Origin of the sequence: Chitinimonas sp., assembly GCF_041904975.1 — a bacterium.
GTDB lineage: Bacteria > Pseudomonadota > Gammaproteobacteria > Burkholderiales > Chitinimonadaceae > Chitinimonas.
The window spans coordinates 12,131-26,712 of sequence record NZ_JAYRLZ010000021.1 but is presented as its reverse complement, the minus strand read 5'-3'; the positions used below and the strand labels follow the sequence as shown (position 1 = coordinate 26,712).

Annotated in this window: 21 protein-coding genes; 1 reads left to right on the top strand and 20 read right to left on the bottom strand. The window is 61.4% G+C overall.

From position 1 onward, the window contains the following. Positions 1-157: 157 nt before the first annotated feature. From ACE3OH_RS03825 to terL, 10 genes are all read right to left on the bottom strand, one after another. Positions 158-577 carry a hypothetical protein gene (locus ACE3OH_RS03825; protein ID WP_374348641.1) on the bottom strand — a complete coding sequence of 140 codons (420 nt, stop codon included), beginning with the start codon at positions 575-577 and terminating at the stop codon, positions 158-160. A gap of 20 nt (positions 578-597) precedes the next feature. Then, entirely contained in the window at positions 598-999 is a 402-nt protein-coding gene (locus ACE3OH_RS03820; RefSeq protein WP_374348639.1) for a gp436 family protein, read from the bottom strand. After that, on the bottom strand, positions 999-1,355 hold the full coding sequence (locus ACE3OH_RS03815) for a hypothetical protein (RefSeq protein ID WP_374348633.1): 357 nt from the start codon (positions 1,353-1,355) through the stop codon (positions 999-1,001). Before ACE3OH_RS03815 ends, ACE3OH_RS03820 begins: the two co-directional genes overlap by 1 nt. Positions 1,356-1,366: 11 nt before the next feature. After that, positions 1,367-2,275 carry a Mu-like prophage major head subunit gpT family protein gene (locus ACE3OH_RS03810; protein WP_374348631.1) on the bottom strand — a complete coding sequence of 303 codons (909 nt, stop codon included), beginning with the start codon at positions 2,273-2,275 and terminating at the stop codon, positions 1,367-1,369. A 14-nt stretch (positions 2,276-2,289) separates the two neighbouring features. Continuing rightward, positions 2,290-2,694 (bottom strand): hypothetical protein, encoded by a 405-nt coding sequence (locus ACE3OH_RS03805; RefSeq protein ID WP_374348628.1) that lies wholly within the window; start codon positions 2,692-2,694, stop codon positions 2,290-2,292. A 1-nt stretch (position 2,695) separates the two neighbouring features. Then, positions 2,696-3,763, bottom strand: a complete 1,068-nt coding sequence (locus tag ACE3OH_RS03800) for a phage protease (protein ID WP_374348625.1) — start codon at positions 3,761-3,763, stop codon at positions 2,696-2,698. A gap of 197 nt (positions 3,764-3,960) precedes the next feature. Next, positions 3,961-4,566: a phage virion morphogenesis protein gene (locus tag ACE3OH_RS03795; RefSeq protein ID WP_374348623.1), complete on the bottom strand. Its 606-nt coding sequence runs from the start codon at positions 4,564-4,566 to the stop codon at positions 3,961-3,963. 90 nt (positions 4,567-4,656) lie between these two features. After that, on the bottom strand, positions 4,657-5,922 hold the full coding sequence (locus ACE3OH_RS03790) for a phage minor head protein (protein WP_374348620.1): 1,266 nt from the start codon (positions 5,920-5,922) through the stop codon (positions 4,657-4,659). Then, positions 5,919-7,472: a DUF935 domain-containing protein gene (locus ACE3OH_RS03785; RefSeq protein WP_374348618.1), complete on the bottom strand. Its 1,554-nt coding sequence runs from the start codon at positions 7,470-7,472 to the stop codon at positions 5,919-5,921. Before ACE3OH_RS03785 ends, ACE3OH_RS03790 begins: the two co-directional genes overlap by 4 nt. A gap of 14 nt (positions 7,473-7,486) precedes the next feature. Beyond that, complete coding sequence (gene terL, locus ACE3OH_RS03780) at positions 7,487-9,082, bottom strand: phage terminase large subunit (RefSeq protein ID WP_374348615.1); 1,596 nt, start codon at positions 9,080-9,082, stop codon at positions 7,487-7,489. Between the two features lie 20 nt (positions 9,083-9,102). Here terL and ACE3OH_RS03775 point away from each other — a divergent pair, with 20 nt between their 5' ends. Beyond that, positions 9,103-9,543, top strand: coding sequence for a hypothetical protein (locus ACE3OH_RS03775; RefSeq protein WP_374348613.1), 441 nt, complete (start codon positions 9,103-9,105; stop codon positions 9,541-9,543). Between the two features lie 35 nt (positions 9,544-9,578). Here the strand turns inward: ACE3OH_RS03775 and ACE3OH_RS03770 are convergent, their stop codons facing one another. The 10 genes from ACE3OH_RS03770 to ACE3OH_RS03725 all read right to left on the bottom strand — a co-directional run bounded on the left by ACE3OH_RS03770 (position 9,579) and on the right by ACE3OH_RS03725 (position 14,559). Beyond that, positions 9,579-10,073 (bottom strand): DUF1804 family protein, encoded by a 495-nt coding sequence (locus ACE3OH_RS03770; protein WP_374348608.1) that lies wholly within the window; start codon positions 10,071-10,073, stop codon positions 9,579-9,581. A gap of 1 nt (position 10,074) precedes the next feature. Continuing rightward, a complete protein-coding gene (locus ACE3OH_RS03765; protein ID WP_374348605.1) occupies positions 10,075-10,431 on the bottom strand; it encodes a hypothetical protein in 357 nt (118 codons plus the stop codon). Then, on the bottom strand, positions 10,428-10,886 hold the full coding sequence (locus tag ACE3OH_RS03760; RefSeq protein WP_374348603.1) for a hypothetical protein: 459 nt from the start codon (positions 10,884-10,886) through the stop codon (positions 10,428-10,430). The genes ACE3OH_RS03765 and ACE3OH_RS03760 overlap by 4 nt, the downstream gene beginning before the upstream one ends. Beyond that, entirely contained in the window at positions 10,883-11,119 is a 237-nt protein-coding gene (locus ACE3OH_RS03755) for a TraR/DksA C4-type zinc finger protein (protein ID WP_374348600.1), read from the bottom strand. The genes ACE3OH_RS03760 and ACE3OH_RS03755 overlap by 4 nt, the downstream gene beginning before the upstream one ends. Further along, on the bottom strand, positions 11,112-11,744 hold the full coding sequence (locus ACE3OH_RS03750; RefSeq protein WP_374348597.1) for a hypothetical protein: 633 nt from the start codon (positions 11,742-11,744) through the stop codon (positions 11,112-11,114). Before ACE3OH_RS03750 ends, ACE3OH_RS03755 begins: the two co-directional genes overlap by 8 nt. 9 nt (positions 11,745-11,753) lie before the next feature. Continuing rightward, positions 11,754-12,098, bottom strand: coding sequence for a hypothetical protein (locus ACE3OH_RS03745; protein WP_374348595.1), 345 nt, complete (start codon positions 12,096-12,098; stop codon positions 11,754-11,756). Positions 12,099-12,273: 175 nt separating this feature from the next. Beyond that, a complete protein-coding gene (locus ACE3OH_RS03740) occupies positions 12,274-12,885 on the bottom strand; it encodes a transglycosylase SLT domain-containing protein (protein WP_374348592.1) in 612 nt (203 codons plus the stop codon). A 2-nt stretch (positions 12,886-12,887) separates the two neighbouring features. After that, positions 12,888-13,250: a putative holin gene (locus ACE3OH_RS03735; protein WP_374348588.1), complete on the bottom strand. Its 363-nt coding sequence runs from the start codon at positions 13,248-13,250 to the stop codon at positions 12,888-12,890. Between the two features lie 277 nt (positions 13,251-13,527). Then, complete coding sequence (locus ACE3OH_RS03730) at positions 13,528-14,118, bottom strand: hypothetical protein (protein WP_374348585.1); 591 nt, start codon at positions 14,116-14,118, stop codon at positions 13,528-13,530. 105 nt (positions 14,119-14,223) lie between these two features. Then, complete coding sequence (locus tag ACE3OH_RS03725) at positions 14,224-14,559, bottom strand: hypothetical protein (RefSeq protein WP_374348583.1); 336 nt, start codon at positions 14,557-14,559, stop codon at positions 14,224-14,226. Positions 14,560-14,582 lie beyond the last annotated feature (23 nt).

The following is a 14,582-nucleotide window of genomic DNA, read 5'->3' as shown; positions in this document are numbered from 1 at the left end:
CCGATGTTTCGTTGATCGTGAAATCCAGCTTGGAGCAGTTGCCGACGTCGGCAAGGATGCCGACGCCCACCAGGGCCAGATACACGGTGCCCTTGCCGACAAAACTCGATTTGCGTTGTTGCTGTGCCATTTGCTGTGCTCCTGGTTGATGGATGGGTTAGGGGTTAAGGGCGCCGCTCAAGGTCTGGCGGCAACGAAATCCAAGCGGAATGGCAATTTTTCCGGCCAGAAACTGCACCTCGCCGGCCGGGTCCAGATACAGCTCGCCGTGGGCCTTCGAGGCTTTCCAGCCCATGCAGCGCTTGATGATGGCGTCCAGCAGCGGCTGGGCATCCTGGCGTGCTGCGGCGCCGGTTTGCACATCGCGGACGTTGCGGGCGGCCAGTACCACCGCCCAGTGCGTGTCGATGTGCTGCATGGCGCCGGCCATAGCCACATGGCCATCGCCTTGCAGCGGCGTGTAGCCGCGATAGGCGACAAACAAGGCAGGCAGCGGTTTGCCTTGCTCGAACAGATCGTCGAGATTGGCCGTTGGGTGGACGTCTTTGATACCCGGTATGCCGGCCAGGCGTGCCATCAGTAGCGGCTCCAGGGACATCACGTCGCGGCCCAGCCTCGCCGTGGATCGGCCTGAAAAAACGCCAGGTTGTCGGTGGCGGTGGCCGGTGCGACACTGGGTAGCTGGATGCGGCCGGCAGACACGCCGGCCAGCCATGCCACCGCCGCGTCGTAGCCCTCGCGTACCCACTCCGGTGCGCCTTCGCTGTAGAGATAGAAGCGAGTCAGATCGACGGCGCGGTCGGCCACGTCATCCGGGACTGGACTGAACGGCACCGGGTATCGGCCACGGCAATAGCCGTCGATCTCGCGATCTGCACGGCCCTGGGCGTCGGCCAGGATGATCTGGTCGATCACGCCATGGCCTTGCCGGTCGGTGCGCTCGATCAGCTCGGTTTCGCCCAGGGCGGCGATCAGTCGGGCCAAGGAGGCGTAGGCCATCACTGCGCTTCCAGACCAAACACGCTAGGCGTAACCACCAGCATTGGCTCACCGAGCAGTAGCGCCGCTTCTGCCTCGCTGAGATCAGCCACCGGGATCACCGTTGGCGTGCGGCTGAAGGTGCGGCCACAGCGGCGGAACGATTCCGGGCGGGATACCACGCTGAGAAAGATCGGCACGGTGAGCGCCTGCTGACCGGTTAATGCCTCTGAGTCGCTAACCACTTCGCTTGGCGTTGGCAGCTCCTCGCGCTTGGATTCGCTCGGCACTTCCGGGCCAGCCTGCTCACTGCTTTGCTGGGCTGGTGCTCCCTGGGCGGCCTGCTTGGCCGCCGCTGGCTTGGTTTGCTTGGCCATGGCGGCGTCCTTTACGGTTGCGTACCGTCAGAGCCATAGGCGAGCTGCCAGAAGCCGTAGCCACCAGCGGCGCGGGCTTCGGCACCGAACAGGAATTTCTTACGCTTGAACACGCCGTCCGACTGCGGGTCGGTCTGCTGGACAAAGACCGGTGCCTTACGCTCCTGGTAGATAAAAGGCTTGATCGGCTTGGTGGTGTCGAGCAGGAACCAAGCGGTGTCCGAGGTGAGGCGAGATTCAACCACCAGCTCAGCGGTGCCCTTGTAAGGGTTGGCCTTCCCGTCATCCAGCCGTTCATTGGTCAGCAGAGCACGGGCAGTGTCTTCGAGAGCGGCAGGGACGAGCAGAATGTTGGGCCTGACGTTCAGCGGCCGGCCTTCGTCGTCCTTGAACTTGCGCATGGCGGTGCGCGCCGCGCCATAGCCAGCCTTTGCGGCTGCAACACTGTCAGACGAAAGCACCTTCGTGCCCTTGTTCGATACGGTCTGCCCCGCTGCCATGTGGTCAATGTCGAAGAAATACTGGCCGTCGTAGCATTGCGCAGTGAAACCGTTGTTGACCAAGGCAAACACGATTTCATCTGGAAGTTGCTTGGCGGAGTAGCCGGCCATTTCGGCCTGCGGCTTGTAGATGCCCAGGTTGTCGTCTTCGATATCGTTCCGGTCTACCTCAACGGTCGCTTCGAAGTCGTCATTGACAATGGTGTAGTTGGATGCTGCCAGCGCCTTGACTGTCTTCTCGCCGATCCACTTCTGCATGCGCGGAAAGGCGGACAACCACTTGTAGTCGTTCAGGCGGCCGGTCGAGGGCACCAGCATGCCGACCTTCGCCCACTGGGTAGGCTCTGCATCAAAGGCATTGTTGAAGATGGTCTTGAGGTTGACGAAGATGGCGCTGAGGGTTTGCTGATTGACGAGCATGGCTGTGTCGCTCCTTAGTTGATCCAAACGCCATCGGCATCGACACCGACCACGGTGCCCGCCAAAGAGCGAGTGCCACCGCCGTTGGTCTTGCCTACGGTCTGGTTGTCGACGATGTAGGCCGGCTTGCCGAAGCTGGCCTGGGTGACCGGGTCGCTTGGCTCGTTCGCCCACTTGAACGCCTTGCTGCGACGCACATAGACAATGGCGCCACCATCAGGACCGGCCGTGTTGTCGACGCTGGCTTCGGCGCGACCGAGATAGGTGATCGCTGCCGAGGTGCTGCCCTCCAGGGCGAAGCCGGTGGCGTTGGCCACCACAATCAGGCCGGCCCGGATGCGGACACCGGCTGCCACTGGCACGGCCAGCAGCTCGACGTCCCTGAATGGGGTGTTGCGATCTTGGGTTGCGGCAGCCATGTCAGCGCTCCAGGGTTTTCGAGACAGAGTCAGGGTCGGTGCCCATCAGGCGGCAGACGGCCAGCGTTGCGTCGTCGAGGCCAGCGGGCGCGCTCTTGGCTGGTGGCTTGCCTTGGGTCTGCGTGCCAGTCAGCGCGACGATGGGCAGCGCGGTATCCAGGTACTGGGTAAGCGCGGCAACATTGGAATTGCCCAGGTCGCGTGCCCACGATTCCTGTGCAGGCAGCAGGCGACCATCGGCAAGCGCGGCAGTGACCAAGTCGCCCACTTGCACTTGACTGGCCTGGCTGGTCAGCTCGGCGATCTGCTGGCGCAGCGCTGTCATGGTTTCAATGGGCACGTAGCGACTCAGATCCACCGGGGTGGCGGTAAGGGCGGCGATGCGTTCGTCTTTCTGCTGCAGCAAGGCGGCGAGATCGACACTTGCGGCAGCCGTGCCTTCGCCACCGGACAGCTTGTCGATCAGCTTTTGCAGCTCGACCTTGATGTCGTCGGCGCTGGCGCTCAGGGGAAGGTTGAGCAGCCAGCGCAGCTGCTCGATCAGTTCATCCATGGATGGCTCCGGTTGGGGGGTGGGAATGGAGGCGAGCGCGCTTAGGGCGGCAAGCTGGACTTCGTCCATGCCATCGAGCGCGGGATTGTTGGTCAGGGCAGCATTGATCAGGGCAGTCGGGCGGCCGGTGCTGTCATAGGGAAACACCGGACTGATATAGCGGTACTCATCGGCCGCAATCATTTCGGCGGCGCGGGAAGTCCAGGCGACGTCAACTGCATACAGGCCATCGCCGTCACGCCATTCGAGCCGCTTGAACCAACCGGATGCCGGGGCGGGCTGGCCGGCTTTGGGTGCGTAGAGGGATTGGTGCTCGTAGTCGATGCAGAACGGTGTCTGCCTGGCGTCGGCTGCTGCGATCAGCTTGGCGGCAGTGTCGGCATCCATCAGCCAGCCATCAGCCAGTTCAGCAGGCCGGCCGTCGATAGCGCGGAAGCGACCAGCAGGAAACAGCTGAATCTCGCCGGGGCGATCACGCTGAATTTGCAGAGAGAGGGCAGCGACACGGGTAACCATGCCGCAGATTGTGGCGGGGCCAATGCCTGCACCCGGAGTTGACCTATGTCAGCGAGTTAGCCTGGCACCGACCAGTAGATAGCCATAGCGGTGCGCTTGGCGCGCAAAGGCGGTTAGTGCGCGGTTAAAAGCGCACCAATGGCAAGGCGAGGGATACGCGCGCAGCCCGACCCCACTGAGGGCCGCTGCGCGCCGCGCTATGGCGAGCCGGAAACCACATAGGCCAGCAACTCATTCAGCACCATGTCTCGCACCAGCGGCGGCAATTTGCCATTTGCATCCACCGGTAAGAAAGGTCGCGCCGGAAGCATAACGCGCAGACCTTTACCTGCTTGGCCACCCAGATGCTGGATCGCGGCATAAACCATCGTATTGCCGACCGCGAGCGACTGCGCGCTGGCCTGGTAGCTATTCTGCTGCCGCAAGTTGTTGGTCAGCCCCTGCAGGATTTTCTTTTTGGCGGCCATGGATTCGCTGGCCTTGGTCAGATTGCCGTGCTTATCGAGGCCATGGCGCATTGGCGTGCCATTGGCGTAGGTTTTGGGCATGCCTTGCTTGTCCTTGATCGCTCGGCCTATACCGCGTCCGCGTATATAGGCAGCCAGTGTCGCAGGCGCATTGGGCTTCCAGGGTTGGCCGGCCCAGTCAGTTTCACTGGAAAAGCGCCGATCAATCATCGGCAGCAAGCGCTCGCCCAGGTAAACGAATGCCGGCCGCAGGTTCTGAGCGCGCTGCGCCAAGTCGGCCAGCGCTGCACTTACCGCCTGATCGGCGACCTTGATCTCAAAGGTCTTCTGAGCCATGATTGTCCTAGGTTAGTAAGCGGTAGTTTCCGAAGGAACGGTTGTGGCGGCTTTGCCGGTGCATGATGTCGGTTCGAGTCCGACCGCCGTTTACCAACCGCCCATCAGCAGTTCAAACGCCACCGTGTCCGCTACATCTTCTGCATTAACCAATCCCGCAGTCGCAATGGCATTCAGCGTGAACTTGCCTTTCTTGCCTGCGACGACTTCCTTGGCGACATAGCCCAGGTCCACTACTACCTTGAGCATCTTTCCTGTGCCTGGTGCGCTCGCCACGTACAGCAAAGCGGGTCGCTTCCCCTCCGCCAGACCTTGCTTGTCCCACAAAACCGCTAAGGGCCGCTGCAGCAAATCGGGCAGCTTCATAAACAGCTCTTTTGGGATATTGGCGCCTCGGCCAACCTTCGCATCACGCAACATATGTAGTGCTTGCTGGTCGCCCAAGCTAATGACCGCTGTATCAAGAGCTACGCCACGCCCCTCAAGCTCCGCCAGTAGTTCAGGCATCAGCGCGCCCAGGTTGATGCGATTCCCCATCGGGCGCTGCAGGCGTTCGGCCCAAAGGCGAAAACCAGCGCCGATTTGACGAGCAACATCGGTATGTTCAAGAGCACGCTGGACGGCTGCCGCACCAATACGCGGCACCGTTACCGCCGCCTTATCAAGCAAGAGCGCGCCCAGTGCGGCACTGCCAGGGGCATAGTCCCAGCCATAGTCGATGCCGGCCGGCAAGGTATGCACTTCGCCGGTACGCGCATCGACATAGTCATAGCTGCCGTCGTTGGGTGCAGCGTCTGGCGCGGCCTTGCCATAGGCCGGCAAATCGGCATCACCTGCCGAGAACACGCGGCATTGGCAGCCCCAGCCGTTGGGCGGATAGTGAACATCCCACCACGGATCGTCTGCCCGCAAAATCAGGTTATTCCAGGCAAGATGCTGCGGGCGCGGATGGGTGACGGCATCGCAATGGGCATAGCGCCAATACGGTAGGCGCTTGAGCACGTCCGGGTCGCTCAGCTGGCGGTAGCGTCCCGCTGCATAGCTGGTGCGAAGATTGGTCTGATAAATCACCCGGCTGCGCCAGTTACGGCTACCCGTATGCTCCCAACCGTGTTTGGCGACGATGCCATCAAAGCGCTGCTGAAACGCCCGCAAGCCCTCGCCATTGGCAATTGCCGAATCCACCGCACTGCGTAAGTCGGTCAATAGGTCAGCCTGCATGGCGCCGGCTACGATAAACGCCCGGTCATGAGCGCTGCGCATGATGTCATCCCAGGCAGCACTCGGCAGATTGAGCTTTTTACGGAAAAAGGCCAATTGCTCTGCAAATGGCACACCAAAGCGTAAATCGCTCATCGCCCCACCCTGGCGTCGTCCAGACCCGCCAGCTCGGCGCATGCAAACGCCATCGTCATCACAGCGGTCAGCTGATCCGTTGGGAGGCCGCCATATGCATCAAGCAGCTGCTCTCGCAGGGTCTCCAGGGAAGGCGCTTGCGCAACCAGGGCACTGACCTGATCGAGCAATTTACCCCAGGCGGGGCTTGCCGCGTCGGTCAACTGCCCAGCCAGCGGCGCAGTGGGGTCGTCAATCATCGCCGTTGTCGACAGGGCAGCCTGGCCAGTAGCGGCAGCAGGCTTCGTGGCGGGCGGCTGCACCTCCCCAAGGACTGGCTCGCCCTCTGCAGCCAGCGGTATGCGCAGGCGTTCATGGGCAAAATCCAGCGGGATACGCATACCCATACTGCTGAGCTTCGGCAAAGCATCGGCATACAGGGCCAAGTCCACTGTTTCGCTGGTATCGAACACCAGGCGTGGGCAGCGACGCCGACTGCTGGGCATACGACCATTCAGAGCCAATAGCGGCCAGACCATGTCGCGTGTCAGAGTGCCGGCAAGTTGCGTGGCATCGCTGGTCAACAGATCGTGCCGAATCTCGTTATGCACGTTGCCCAGGGCATTGGTACTGGTCTTGCCATCCGCCTGGCTGGTGAGGGTGCCGCCCAGGACGGCCTTGCTGACGGACTTCTCGGCCCACGCCACCATGGCTTCGTGTGGTGCGCCACCACCGGCTGCGGCGGTAACAAACTCCATCGCCATGTCTTGTGGAATGATGCCGCCAGCGTCATGGCCAATACTGAGGACAGCCCGCAATAGCGTTTCTTTTTCATTCTGAGTTGCACTGGCTGGGTACTTACCGATGCGTATCGGCAGGCCGTAGATTTCCAGCAGCTCGGCAAAGTCACGAATGCCATAGTTCTTGAACAGATACGGCCACGCCAGTACGCGATACAGGCCGGCACGGCTGAGATAGCCGCTCTTGGCTTTGTGGACATGCACGGCCCAGCCGAACGGATTTAGCGCAGTGCCATCGGTGCTGCCGTCCCGCAGATGGATTGTCGAGCGGGTTGCCTTGTCGAGCTGGAACCAGCTCTGCGGCCGATGCTCTACCGTGTCGATGATCCACTCGCTGCCATCGCGCTGCCAGGTGTATTCCAGGCAGGAAAAGCCGTGCCCGACTGCATCCATCATATCGAGCAGCATGTCATCGAAATTGGACTGGGACCGGATCAGCTCCTCGGCATATTTGGCGGCCTTTTTCTCGGCTGCTGATGGATTGGGCGGCGGCTGGATTGCCCAGTCCAGGGTAAGCAATGCGCGCTTACGCTTACCCATTTCTGCATAGAGGTGCGCGTCCTTTTCCTCCATGTCCAGGAACAGATCATGCTGCGCCGTCATGTCGCCATACTCGGCAGCTTCCAGAATGGCAGCCAAGCGACCCGGTGTCAGGCCACGACTTGGGTGGCCGGCAAACGTTTGGTTGAGCCAGCCGACGTTGGCGGTTTGCGGCTCGCGCAAGGTGCCGGCATCGAGCGGGTTGCCATTGATATCGACGATTTGTGCCATTTGGTTACCTCGGTTTACCAAGCGCCACGCGCTTCAGTCTCACGGTTGCGTGCTGGGGTGTAGTCAATCGAGCCGATGCCCGTCGTGGCGATCATCCACAGCATCTGCAGCGCATCGGGGCCGTCATCGTGGTCGGCCATCGGGAAATGGCGTAGCTGGTCGATCAACGTCACCAGGGCGGGATGCAGGCGGATCAGGCCGTTTGCGACGTGGGGCTGCAGCGATTCAATGCGCAGCAGCTTGTCTGCATGCGGCGTGACAGCCCTGGCCGGCACCGGCACGCCGGCCGCCGCAGAGCGTTTCACCAGCTCGGTGTACAGGAACTGCTGAAATTGGACGGTTTCTACTGCCCATAGCAGGCAGCGGTACTCGCGCTGTAGCGTGATGATGTCGCTGATGATCTTGTCAGGCAGGCGCTTGCGGATGCCGGCCTCGACGACGTCGAGCACGCCGGTGAAGCGGTTAAATCCACCGACCAGGAGCGCGGACGGGTCGCGGCTGGCGCCGGCTTTGCCGAGTGACGGGTCGCAGGCGCCATAGAACAGCCATTCAGCCAGGCGGTTAACCCAAAACTGGATGCAGTTGGCGAACGGTGCGGCGTCACCGGCCACCGGGTCATTTTGATATTCGCTGTCGAATGCGCTGTGACCATCGCGGGCGCGGATTTTCATCAGCTTTTCGATGGGGCGAGCCGTCCAGGACACCTCGCAGCCTGCATCCATCTCGAACTTGTGGCTGGCATAGAAAGCGTCGGCGGTTTCCTCGCCGAAGTTGCGAAGCGCCTCCTCCCACTTGTCCCACAGGTCCATTCGGTCCGGCCAGCGCAGCACCGCCTTGAAGCGGGCCGAGCGCCATAGCTTGTTATTGAGCGTGCGGCTCAGCACCGAGTCGTAATGCAGGATGGTGCCGATATAGACCACGTCGAACTTGCTCACGGCACCACCCAGCGGCAGCACGGTCTTGGTCAACCAGCCTTGCAGCTTGTCGCGCTGGTCGGGGTTGCGCACCAGTTCGTCGTTCTCGATATCGTCGAGCACGCACAGATCGGGGCGATGCGGGCCATGGCGCAGGCCACGCAGTTTTTTGCCGCTGCCGGCTACCTGGACCTTCGCATCGTTGCGGGTGACGATGGTCCCGGCCTGCCAGACGCGTCCCTGGCCAGCGGCCTCGGGGAAGTCCATGGCCAGGCGCGGATTGAACTCCAGCTCGGCCTTGATCGCTTCCAGCATCGGATACGCTTGGTCGATGCTGTCCATGACGATCACGGCATAACGCTTGCGGCCGGTGATCAGGCACCACAGCACAAACAGCTGCGACACCAAGGTGGACTTGGCCTCGCCACGCGGCGCAGCAATGGCGTCGGTCTCGCTCTTGTCGCTGGCTACGATCTCGGGCAGCAGCTGCGAGCGGTCGGGGAAGCGGACGTAATGCGGGAAGTAGTTGGCGACGAAGTAGCCATAACCCTCTGCTGGATCAGCAACACTTCCGCGACGCGAAGCGACGGCGGCTGCATCAGAATTGAAGCCAGTGCATTCAGTCTCTATGCTTCGGCGCAGGTCTGCTGCGTAGCCGGCTAAGCTCTTTTGAAAATCTTTAAGGCCTAATCTCACAACTGTCTCCAGGAGGAATCGTGATCACTGAAGTTGCTGTCGCTCTAACCGCCTTTAATAACCTGCGCCAATTAACCACTGCTCTTGTGAGTGCAAAGTCTGAAATTGACAGGCAAGAAGCAGCTATCTCCTTCCAGAACGCACTGCTCGACCTTCAAGGGCGTATATTTGAATCGCAGACGGCACAGGCAACACTCCAAGAACGAATAGCTGCGCTCGAATCCGAATTAGCCCGACATAAAAACTGGTCCAAGGAACGTGATCGCTATTCTTTGCAAGAGGTTGAAACGGGTGCCTTCGTCTATCGCCTAAAGCCTGAGGCGGCAAATGGGGAGGCGGTACACAATCTTTGCCCGCAGTGCTTTGAAGACGAAGTAAAGTCGATCCTGCAGTTTTTAGGTAAACACGGCATGCGAAATAAGCATGGATGTAATCGGTGCAATACGGTAGTCATGGGATAGCCGAACCCTTCGTAGAATCACCTAGGAGGTGCTGGTCAATATTTGCCAAGTTCGTCTCCGAACGGCTCAAGCACCTCCGCAAAGGCGGCCAAGTGTTTCGGATATTTGTCGCGTATGAATTGCCCGAACTTCTGCAATACATCCATAGCTGTCGCCAGCTGGCTGGTTTCCGGCATCAGCCGCCGCGATGCGGCCAGCAGCTTGTTGTAGGCGTCGGCCAGGCTGGTGAGCATCTGCACCTTCACCTCGGGCCGCATATCGGGCGATTCATTGATCGCCTGCACCGTGGTCTGCACCTGCATGACGACGATGGCCAGCGTCTGCCTGGCTACCTCTTCAATGCCGCCGCCCGCCAGCATTTGTGCGCCGCGTGCTTTGTCCCAGTCGTCGCCGACCTCCTTGGCCTGGTATTTCCAGCGCCGGGCGGTGCCCTCGGCCACACCATGTTTGGCCGCTGCTGCAGGCAGTTCCAGGCCATCAAAGACAAAGGCGGCCCTGACCGCCCGCTTGGTGTCGTCGCCGTGGGCCATATCAGCCACCACCGTTGATGGCGCGGGACAGCGCGCCGCCTGCACCGGCCAGCGCTTCTTTGAGCGCCGACACCTGGCTTGGGCCGGGTCGCTGCACGCCGTGGCTGTCGGCGCGGCCGATGGCCACATCCATGCCGCGCTCGGTCAGGATGGCCACATCATTGGCACCCATCTTGGCCAGCCCTTGCTCGGCCAGCCAGCCGCAATCGGTGCGCAGCCGGTCAATGGTGGTGACATAGCCGACGTCTTCCAGGGTGTTTTGCAAGGCGCGCAGCGGCAGCTGGTAGGCGCGGGCAATCGACAGGGCCGAGAGAATGGCGCGGCGCCGGTCGGCGTCGATGTAGTCGGTCTGACTCATGTGTGGCTCCCGAGCAGCTTGCGATGGATCAGGTTGAGCGTATTGATTGCGCTATTGAACTGCCCGCCCAGGCCGGCAATGTCTTGCGCGACCTGGTCGATGCGTTGATGGATGCGGTCGACGTCTTCCTTGGTCGGCACTGCGGCCAGCTCGCGCTCCACCTGGCCGACGCGATCACCCAGGCGGTCGCGGCTTTGGCACAGCTCGTTGACTTCGGTGGTAATGATCGCCTGCAGCTTTTCGGCGTCGGCTTCCTGGGCCTGCTCGATCCGGTCAAAGCGCGCATTGATTTCGGCGTTGCGGGTTGCGCTAGATTTGTCACGAGCGGTTTCGCGCTCGGTCAGCAGGCGGTCGTACTGACCGGCCAACACCTTGCCGACTGCCCAGCCGCCACCCACGAATGAAAGGGCGGTGCCAACACCGAAGGTGATCAGTTGCCAGGGTTCGAGTGTCATGCGTAGCGCCTCCGTAGCTCGGGGTTGGTTTCGATGCGGCGTTGACAGTCAATGCAGAAGCGGCAGCCAGCAATCGCGGCGCGACGCAGCGCCGGGATCGGGTCTTCGCACATGACGCACAACTCGGATGCGTTGTCGTGCAGCTGGCGGCGAGCATTCGCCAGGGCCACCTGTAGTGCGGCAGCGCGGTGCGCTTCTTCCACCTCGCTGGCGATGTCGAGCGGGTCAGTCATGTTCGGTCCGTGCGTGGATCAATGCATCGCGCTGGGCGGCAGTGGCGCGGCACCAGGCGGCGAGGTCTTCGGTGTGGGCGCGAACATCGGCGAGGCTGACGCCGCTGTCCTGGAGATCGTCGGCCAATAGCCCGCCGTCAGCGGCGCCGGCTTGGCTGGCGGCGTCACCAGACTGAGCTGAGGCGGCGGCGCGGCTATCGTCGGACAGGCCAAAGGCGGCGTTGTAGTCGCGCACCCAGCCACGAGTGATGATGCAGCGAGGAGCCGGCAGCAATGCAGCGCCAGGCGCTGGCTGATAGTGCGTGGTGACACGGTCGATCCTTTCCAGGCGGGATTGGCGGGTGCGGTCCAGCTCGGCCAGCGCGGTGCGCAGCTGAATCGCCAGAAGCGCCTCGCGCTCGGCTTGCTCGGCGTAGCGATTTGCTGCGCGTTTGACACTGTCGGCATAAGCGATGGCGTGGTCCGCCTTGAGGCTGGCCAGCTGGGCTGCGCCGTCCCGGCTGGCATGGCGATAGCCGCTGTAGTAGCCGCCTGCGGCCGCCACCAGGGCAGACAGCAGCGAGGCGGCGGCCAGCCAGGTGGCGATCTGGCTGCGGTAGGTGATGAGGGGGAGCTGATTCAGCATGACGCCCTCTTATTCAAAGCCGAAGGCTTTGGCACAGCCATCTAATGCATCGACGACCTGCTCAAAGTCCAAGTTGGATTTGTCTTTGAGGATGAAGTAGTCACCTTCCTGTAAGTAAAAGCAGCTGCGTAGCTTGTCCACCGCCCGGTGAGTCGCTGCAACCTTAGCTTGGTATTTCTTGAATACCTCCAGTGCATTGTTGAAGTCGTTCCCGGCCTTCTCACTGATGGCGCTGACTAGATCGCCGTAGTCCTGCTGCCTTAGCATCAACTCAATGCCATTGATCGAGATGACATTGCGATCAAGCGCAGGCATGCCGGCGAGGTTGCATATGTTGTGAATTTTGACTGTCATTTCGAACTCCTCTGATTGCGGCGTTTGCGTGCAGCACGGCGGGCTGCGGCGATCCCACTGAAGCCATGCGCCTGCCGCTGGGCGGCTTGCCTGCGCGTCGACGGTGTTAGTTGCAGTGGTGGCGGCGCGAAAAATGCCGGCAGTGCCAGGATGGCGGCGGCGAGGAGGCGGCCAATCATGCGCACACTCCCCCGCCAAACCCTGCGGCGATATAGCGCGGCTCATGGCTGAGCAAGATCAGGCGTGGATAGCTGACGTTCTCGCGCCAGGCGGGCAGCGAGCGGCCGGCATTCACGGTGTCGAGCTGGCCGAAATTGATGTCGGGGTCGATACCCTTGGCGGTTGCCAGCTGTTCATCGCGGCGCAGCCAGCCCAGCCCGCCGTTGTAGGCGCGTAGCGCCTTGGCCATGCGCTGGCAATCGTCGCGGGCCTTGATCCGCTGCCACAGCCAGCGGTCATAGACCAGCATGGCGCGCAGGCTCCACTGCGGGTTGGTCGGGGTGGCTGGGCTGAGCGATGGTTCGACGCTGGCCAGCCAGCGTGCGGTGTCGGGCATCACTTGCGTCATGCCGGCTGCGCCGGCCGAGCTGGTGACATTGCTGCGCCAGTGGCTCTCTTGATGGACTTGGGCGGCGAAGGTGGCGACCGGGGCGGACAAGCCCCAGGCCGCGTGGGCCTCTCGCACCAGGGTGGCGCGGTAGCGGTAGCTGGCTTCAGGTAGTGCGGCTGGCGCCGGGGTGGCAATACAGCCTGACATCAACAGGGCAAGGAGCGTGGCGGCGCGCATGGCTACATCCCCAGCGCGACGCCGATGATGCTGGCGGCGACAATCAAGGCGCGGCGAATCATCGCAGCGGCAAACACGAGGTGATAGCTGCCATGCACCGGATAGTCGGCGTCACCATCGACACCAGGCTGCTGCAAGGTCCACTCGCCGAGGTAGAGATAGCCGTCTGGCCGCCCATACGGAAATAGCAGCACATCCAGCGCATAGCCGACGCAGCCGGCAAGCATGACCAGGGCGAGCTTGTAATACGCCAGCATGGATGGGTTTGGCGCGGCACCAGCAGCGGGGGTCAGCAGGCTGAGCGTGCCGACTAGCCCGATGGTGATCAATAGCCAGATAAATCGCCCTGCAATATCGCGTTGCATGTACTGCCTCCCTGGAGCGGTTGGTATCGGGGAGGCTCAAGCCGGCAAGACCAGCGCAGCGAGTGGTAGCGTGCTGGCGAGTCTTTGGCACACAGGGCAAAGCCCTGCATGCGTGCATCACTCGGGGCTTTGGCGTGGACGCAAAAGGCGCAGCCCTTTGCGTCGTTGCGTCGTCTGGCTTGAACCATGGACGCAGTGTGCGGGCGGGCGCGAGGACAGAAAGAGTTGAACGGTGTCAGCGGGAAAGCAAAAGCCCCGCAGTGCGGGGCTTGGTGGGTTAGCTGCAGGCTATGGTTGTGGATTCGCTATCGTTGTAATTTAGCGTGTACGGCGCACTGAAATTGAAGCTAGACGGCATGGTAATTGTCCCGGTTTTTGTAATGCCGGGAAGAATTTGGCCAACCCCGATCCAATCGAGATCGCCTTTGAAATAGCCGGTCGACGCATTGCCCTCGGTGATTGATACATCAAATTGCCTTGCACCTTGGACAATGTGCAGATGTTCGCTAATAAAGAGACTGCCGCCTGCGCCAGCAGTAACGGACACGGCGAACACACCGCCAGTCTTGGCAAACTTGATAGCCACGATGCCACTAGCTTGTGTGTTCACGTTTAGCGTACATGTGCTAGACACGGGGGCTGATGGTTCAACGTCTGCGCCAGCCGGCACATAGGCCATGCGTGCAGCATCCCATTGCAGCAACACATTGAATGCCTGCGGAACACCGTCAACTTTCAGGTTGCGAATGCGGATGCCGCTTTTACCTTCTACCGTCATGGTCGAGCCGGTCAGATCAACTGCCAGTGGCGCAGCCAGTATCGACGTAGACATCAATGCGGAAATCAGTGCGGTATATGCGAACTTCAATTTATCCCTCCTTGCGGGCACGTTGTATTTAGAAAACGGGCCGAATCATGCCAGCGAATCGCCACCAAGCAAAAGCCCCGCAGTGCGGGGCTTGTTCGTTCTGGCTCAGTGGCCGCAGGCGGGGTTGGGTAGATTGCTGGGCGGCTGCGGGCAGATGGGCTGCTCGGGTAACTTGGGTGGTTCGCCGGTTGTTGGGTCCGGTTGGGTAGTGGGCTTTGGCTCTTCCGGGGCGGCATTGGTCGGGATGTAGGTCATTTTGTCGCCGTCCCACTTGAGCAGGACGCTGAAGGTTTGCTCAACGCCGGCAATCTTCAGGTTGCGCACCCGAATATCGCTTTTGCCCTCGACCGCCACGGTGGATTTGCTTAAATCGACCGAGATCGGCTCGGCCATTGCCAAGGCGGACAGCATGGCCAGTGCAACACTAAATTGCTTTCTCATTCTCTATTTCCTCCTCACGGACA

Excerpts from the sequence above, each read along its gene's own strand:
- ACE3OH_RS03825 (WP_374348641.1), bottom strand. The coding sequence starts at position 577 with ATGGCACGCCTGGCCGGCATACCGGGTATCAAAGACGTCCACCCAACG.
- ACE3OH_RS03820 (WP_374348639.1), bottom strand. The coding sequence starts at position 999 with ATGGCCTACGCCTCCTTGGCCCGACTGATCGCCGCCCTGGGCGAAACC.
- ACE3OH_RS03815 (WP_374348633.1), bottom strand. The coding sequence starts at position 1,355 with ATGGCCAAGCAAACCAAGCCAGCGGCGGCCAAGCAGGCCGCCCAGGGA.
- ACE3OH_RS03810 (WP_374348631.1), bottom strand. The coding sequence starts at position 2,275 with ATGCTCGTCAATCAGCAAACCCTCAGCGCCATCTTCGTCAACCTCAAG.
- ACE3OH_RS03805 (WP_374348628.1), bottom strand. The coding sequence starts at position 2,694 with ATGGCTGCCGCAACCCAAGATCGCAACACCCCATTCAGGGACGTCGAG.
- ACE3OH_RS03800 (WP_374348625.1), bottom strand. The coding sequence starts at position 3,763 with ATGGTTACCCGTGTCGCTGCCCTCTCTCTGCAAATTCAGCGTGATCGC.
- ACE3OH_RS03795 (WP_374348623.1), bottom strand. The coding sequence starts at position 4,566 with ATGGCTCAGAAGACCTTTGAGATCAAGGTCGCCGATCAGGCGGTAAGT.
- ACE3OH_RS03790 (WP_374348620.1), bottom strand. The coding sequence starts at position 5,922 with ATGAGCGATTTACGCTTTGGTGTGCCATTTGCAGAGCAATTGGCCTTT.
- ACE3OH_RS03785 (WP_374348618.1), bottom strand. The coding sequence starts at position 7,472 with ATGGCACAAATCGTCGATATCAATGGCAACCCGCTCGATGCCGGCACC.
- ACE3OH_RS03770 (WP_374348608.1), bottom strand. The coding sequence starts at position 10,073 with ATGGCCCACGGCGACGACACCAAGCGGGCGGTCAGGGCCGCCTTTGTC.
- ACE3OH_RS03765 (WP_374348605.1), bottom strand. The coding sequence starts at position 10,431 with ATGAGTCAGACCGACTACATCGACGCCGACCGGCGCCGCGCCATTCTC.
- ACE3OH_RS03760 (WP_374348603.1), bottom strand. The coding sequence starts at position 10,886 with ATGACACTCGAACCCTGGCAACTGATCACCTTCGGTGTTGGCACCGCC.
- ACE3OH_RS03755 (WP_374348600.1), bottom strand. The coding sequence starts at position 11,119 with ATGACTGACCCGCTCGACATCGCCAGCGAGGTGGAAGAAGCGCACCGC.
- ACE3OH_RS03750 (WP_374348597.1), bottom strand. The coding sequence starts at position 11,744 with ATGCTGAATCAGCTCCCCCTCATCACCTACCGCAGCCAGATCGCCACC.
- ACE3OH_RS03745 (WP_374348595.1), bottom strand. The coding sequence starts at position 12,098 with ATGACAGTCAAAATTCACAACATATGCAACCTCGCCGGCATGCCTGCG.
- ACE3OH_RS03740 (WP_374348592.1), bottom strand. The coding sequence starts at position 12,885 with ATGCGCGCCGCCACGCTCCTTGCCCTGTTGATGTCAGGCTGTATTGCC.
- ACE3OH_RS03735 (WP_374348588.1), bottom strand. The coding sequence starts at position 13,250 with ATGCAACGCGATATTGCAGGGCGATTTATCTGGCTATTGATCACCATC.
- ACE3OH_RS03725 (WP_374348583.1), bottom strand. The coding sequence starts at position 14,559 with ATGAGAAAGCAATTTAGTGTTGCACTGGCCATGCTGTCCGCCTTGGCA.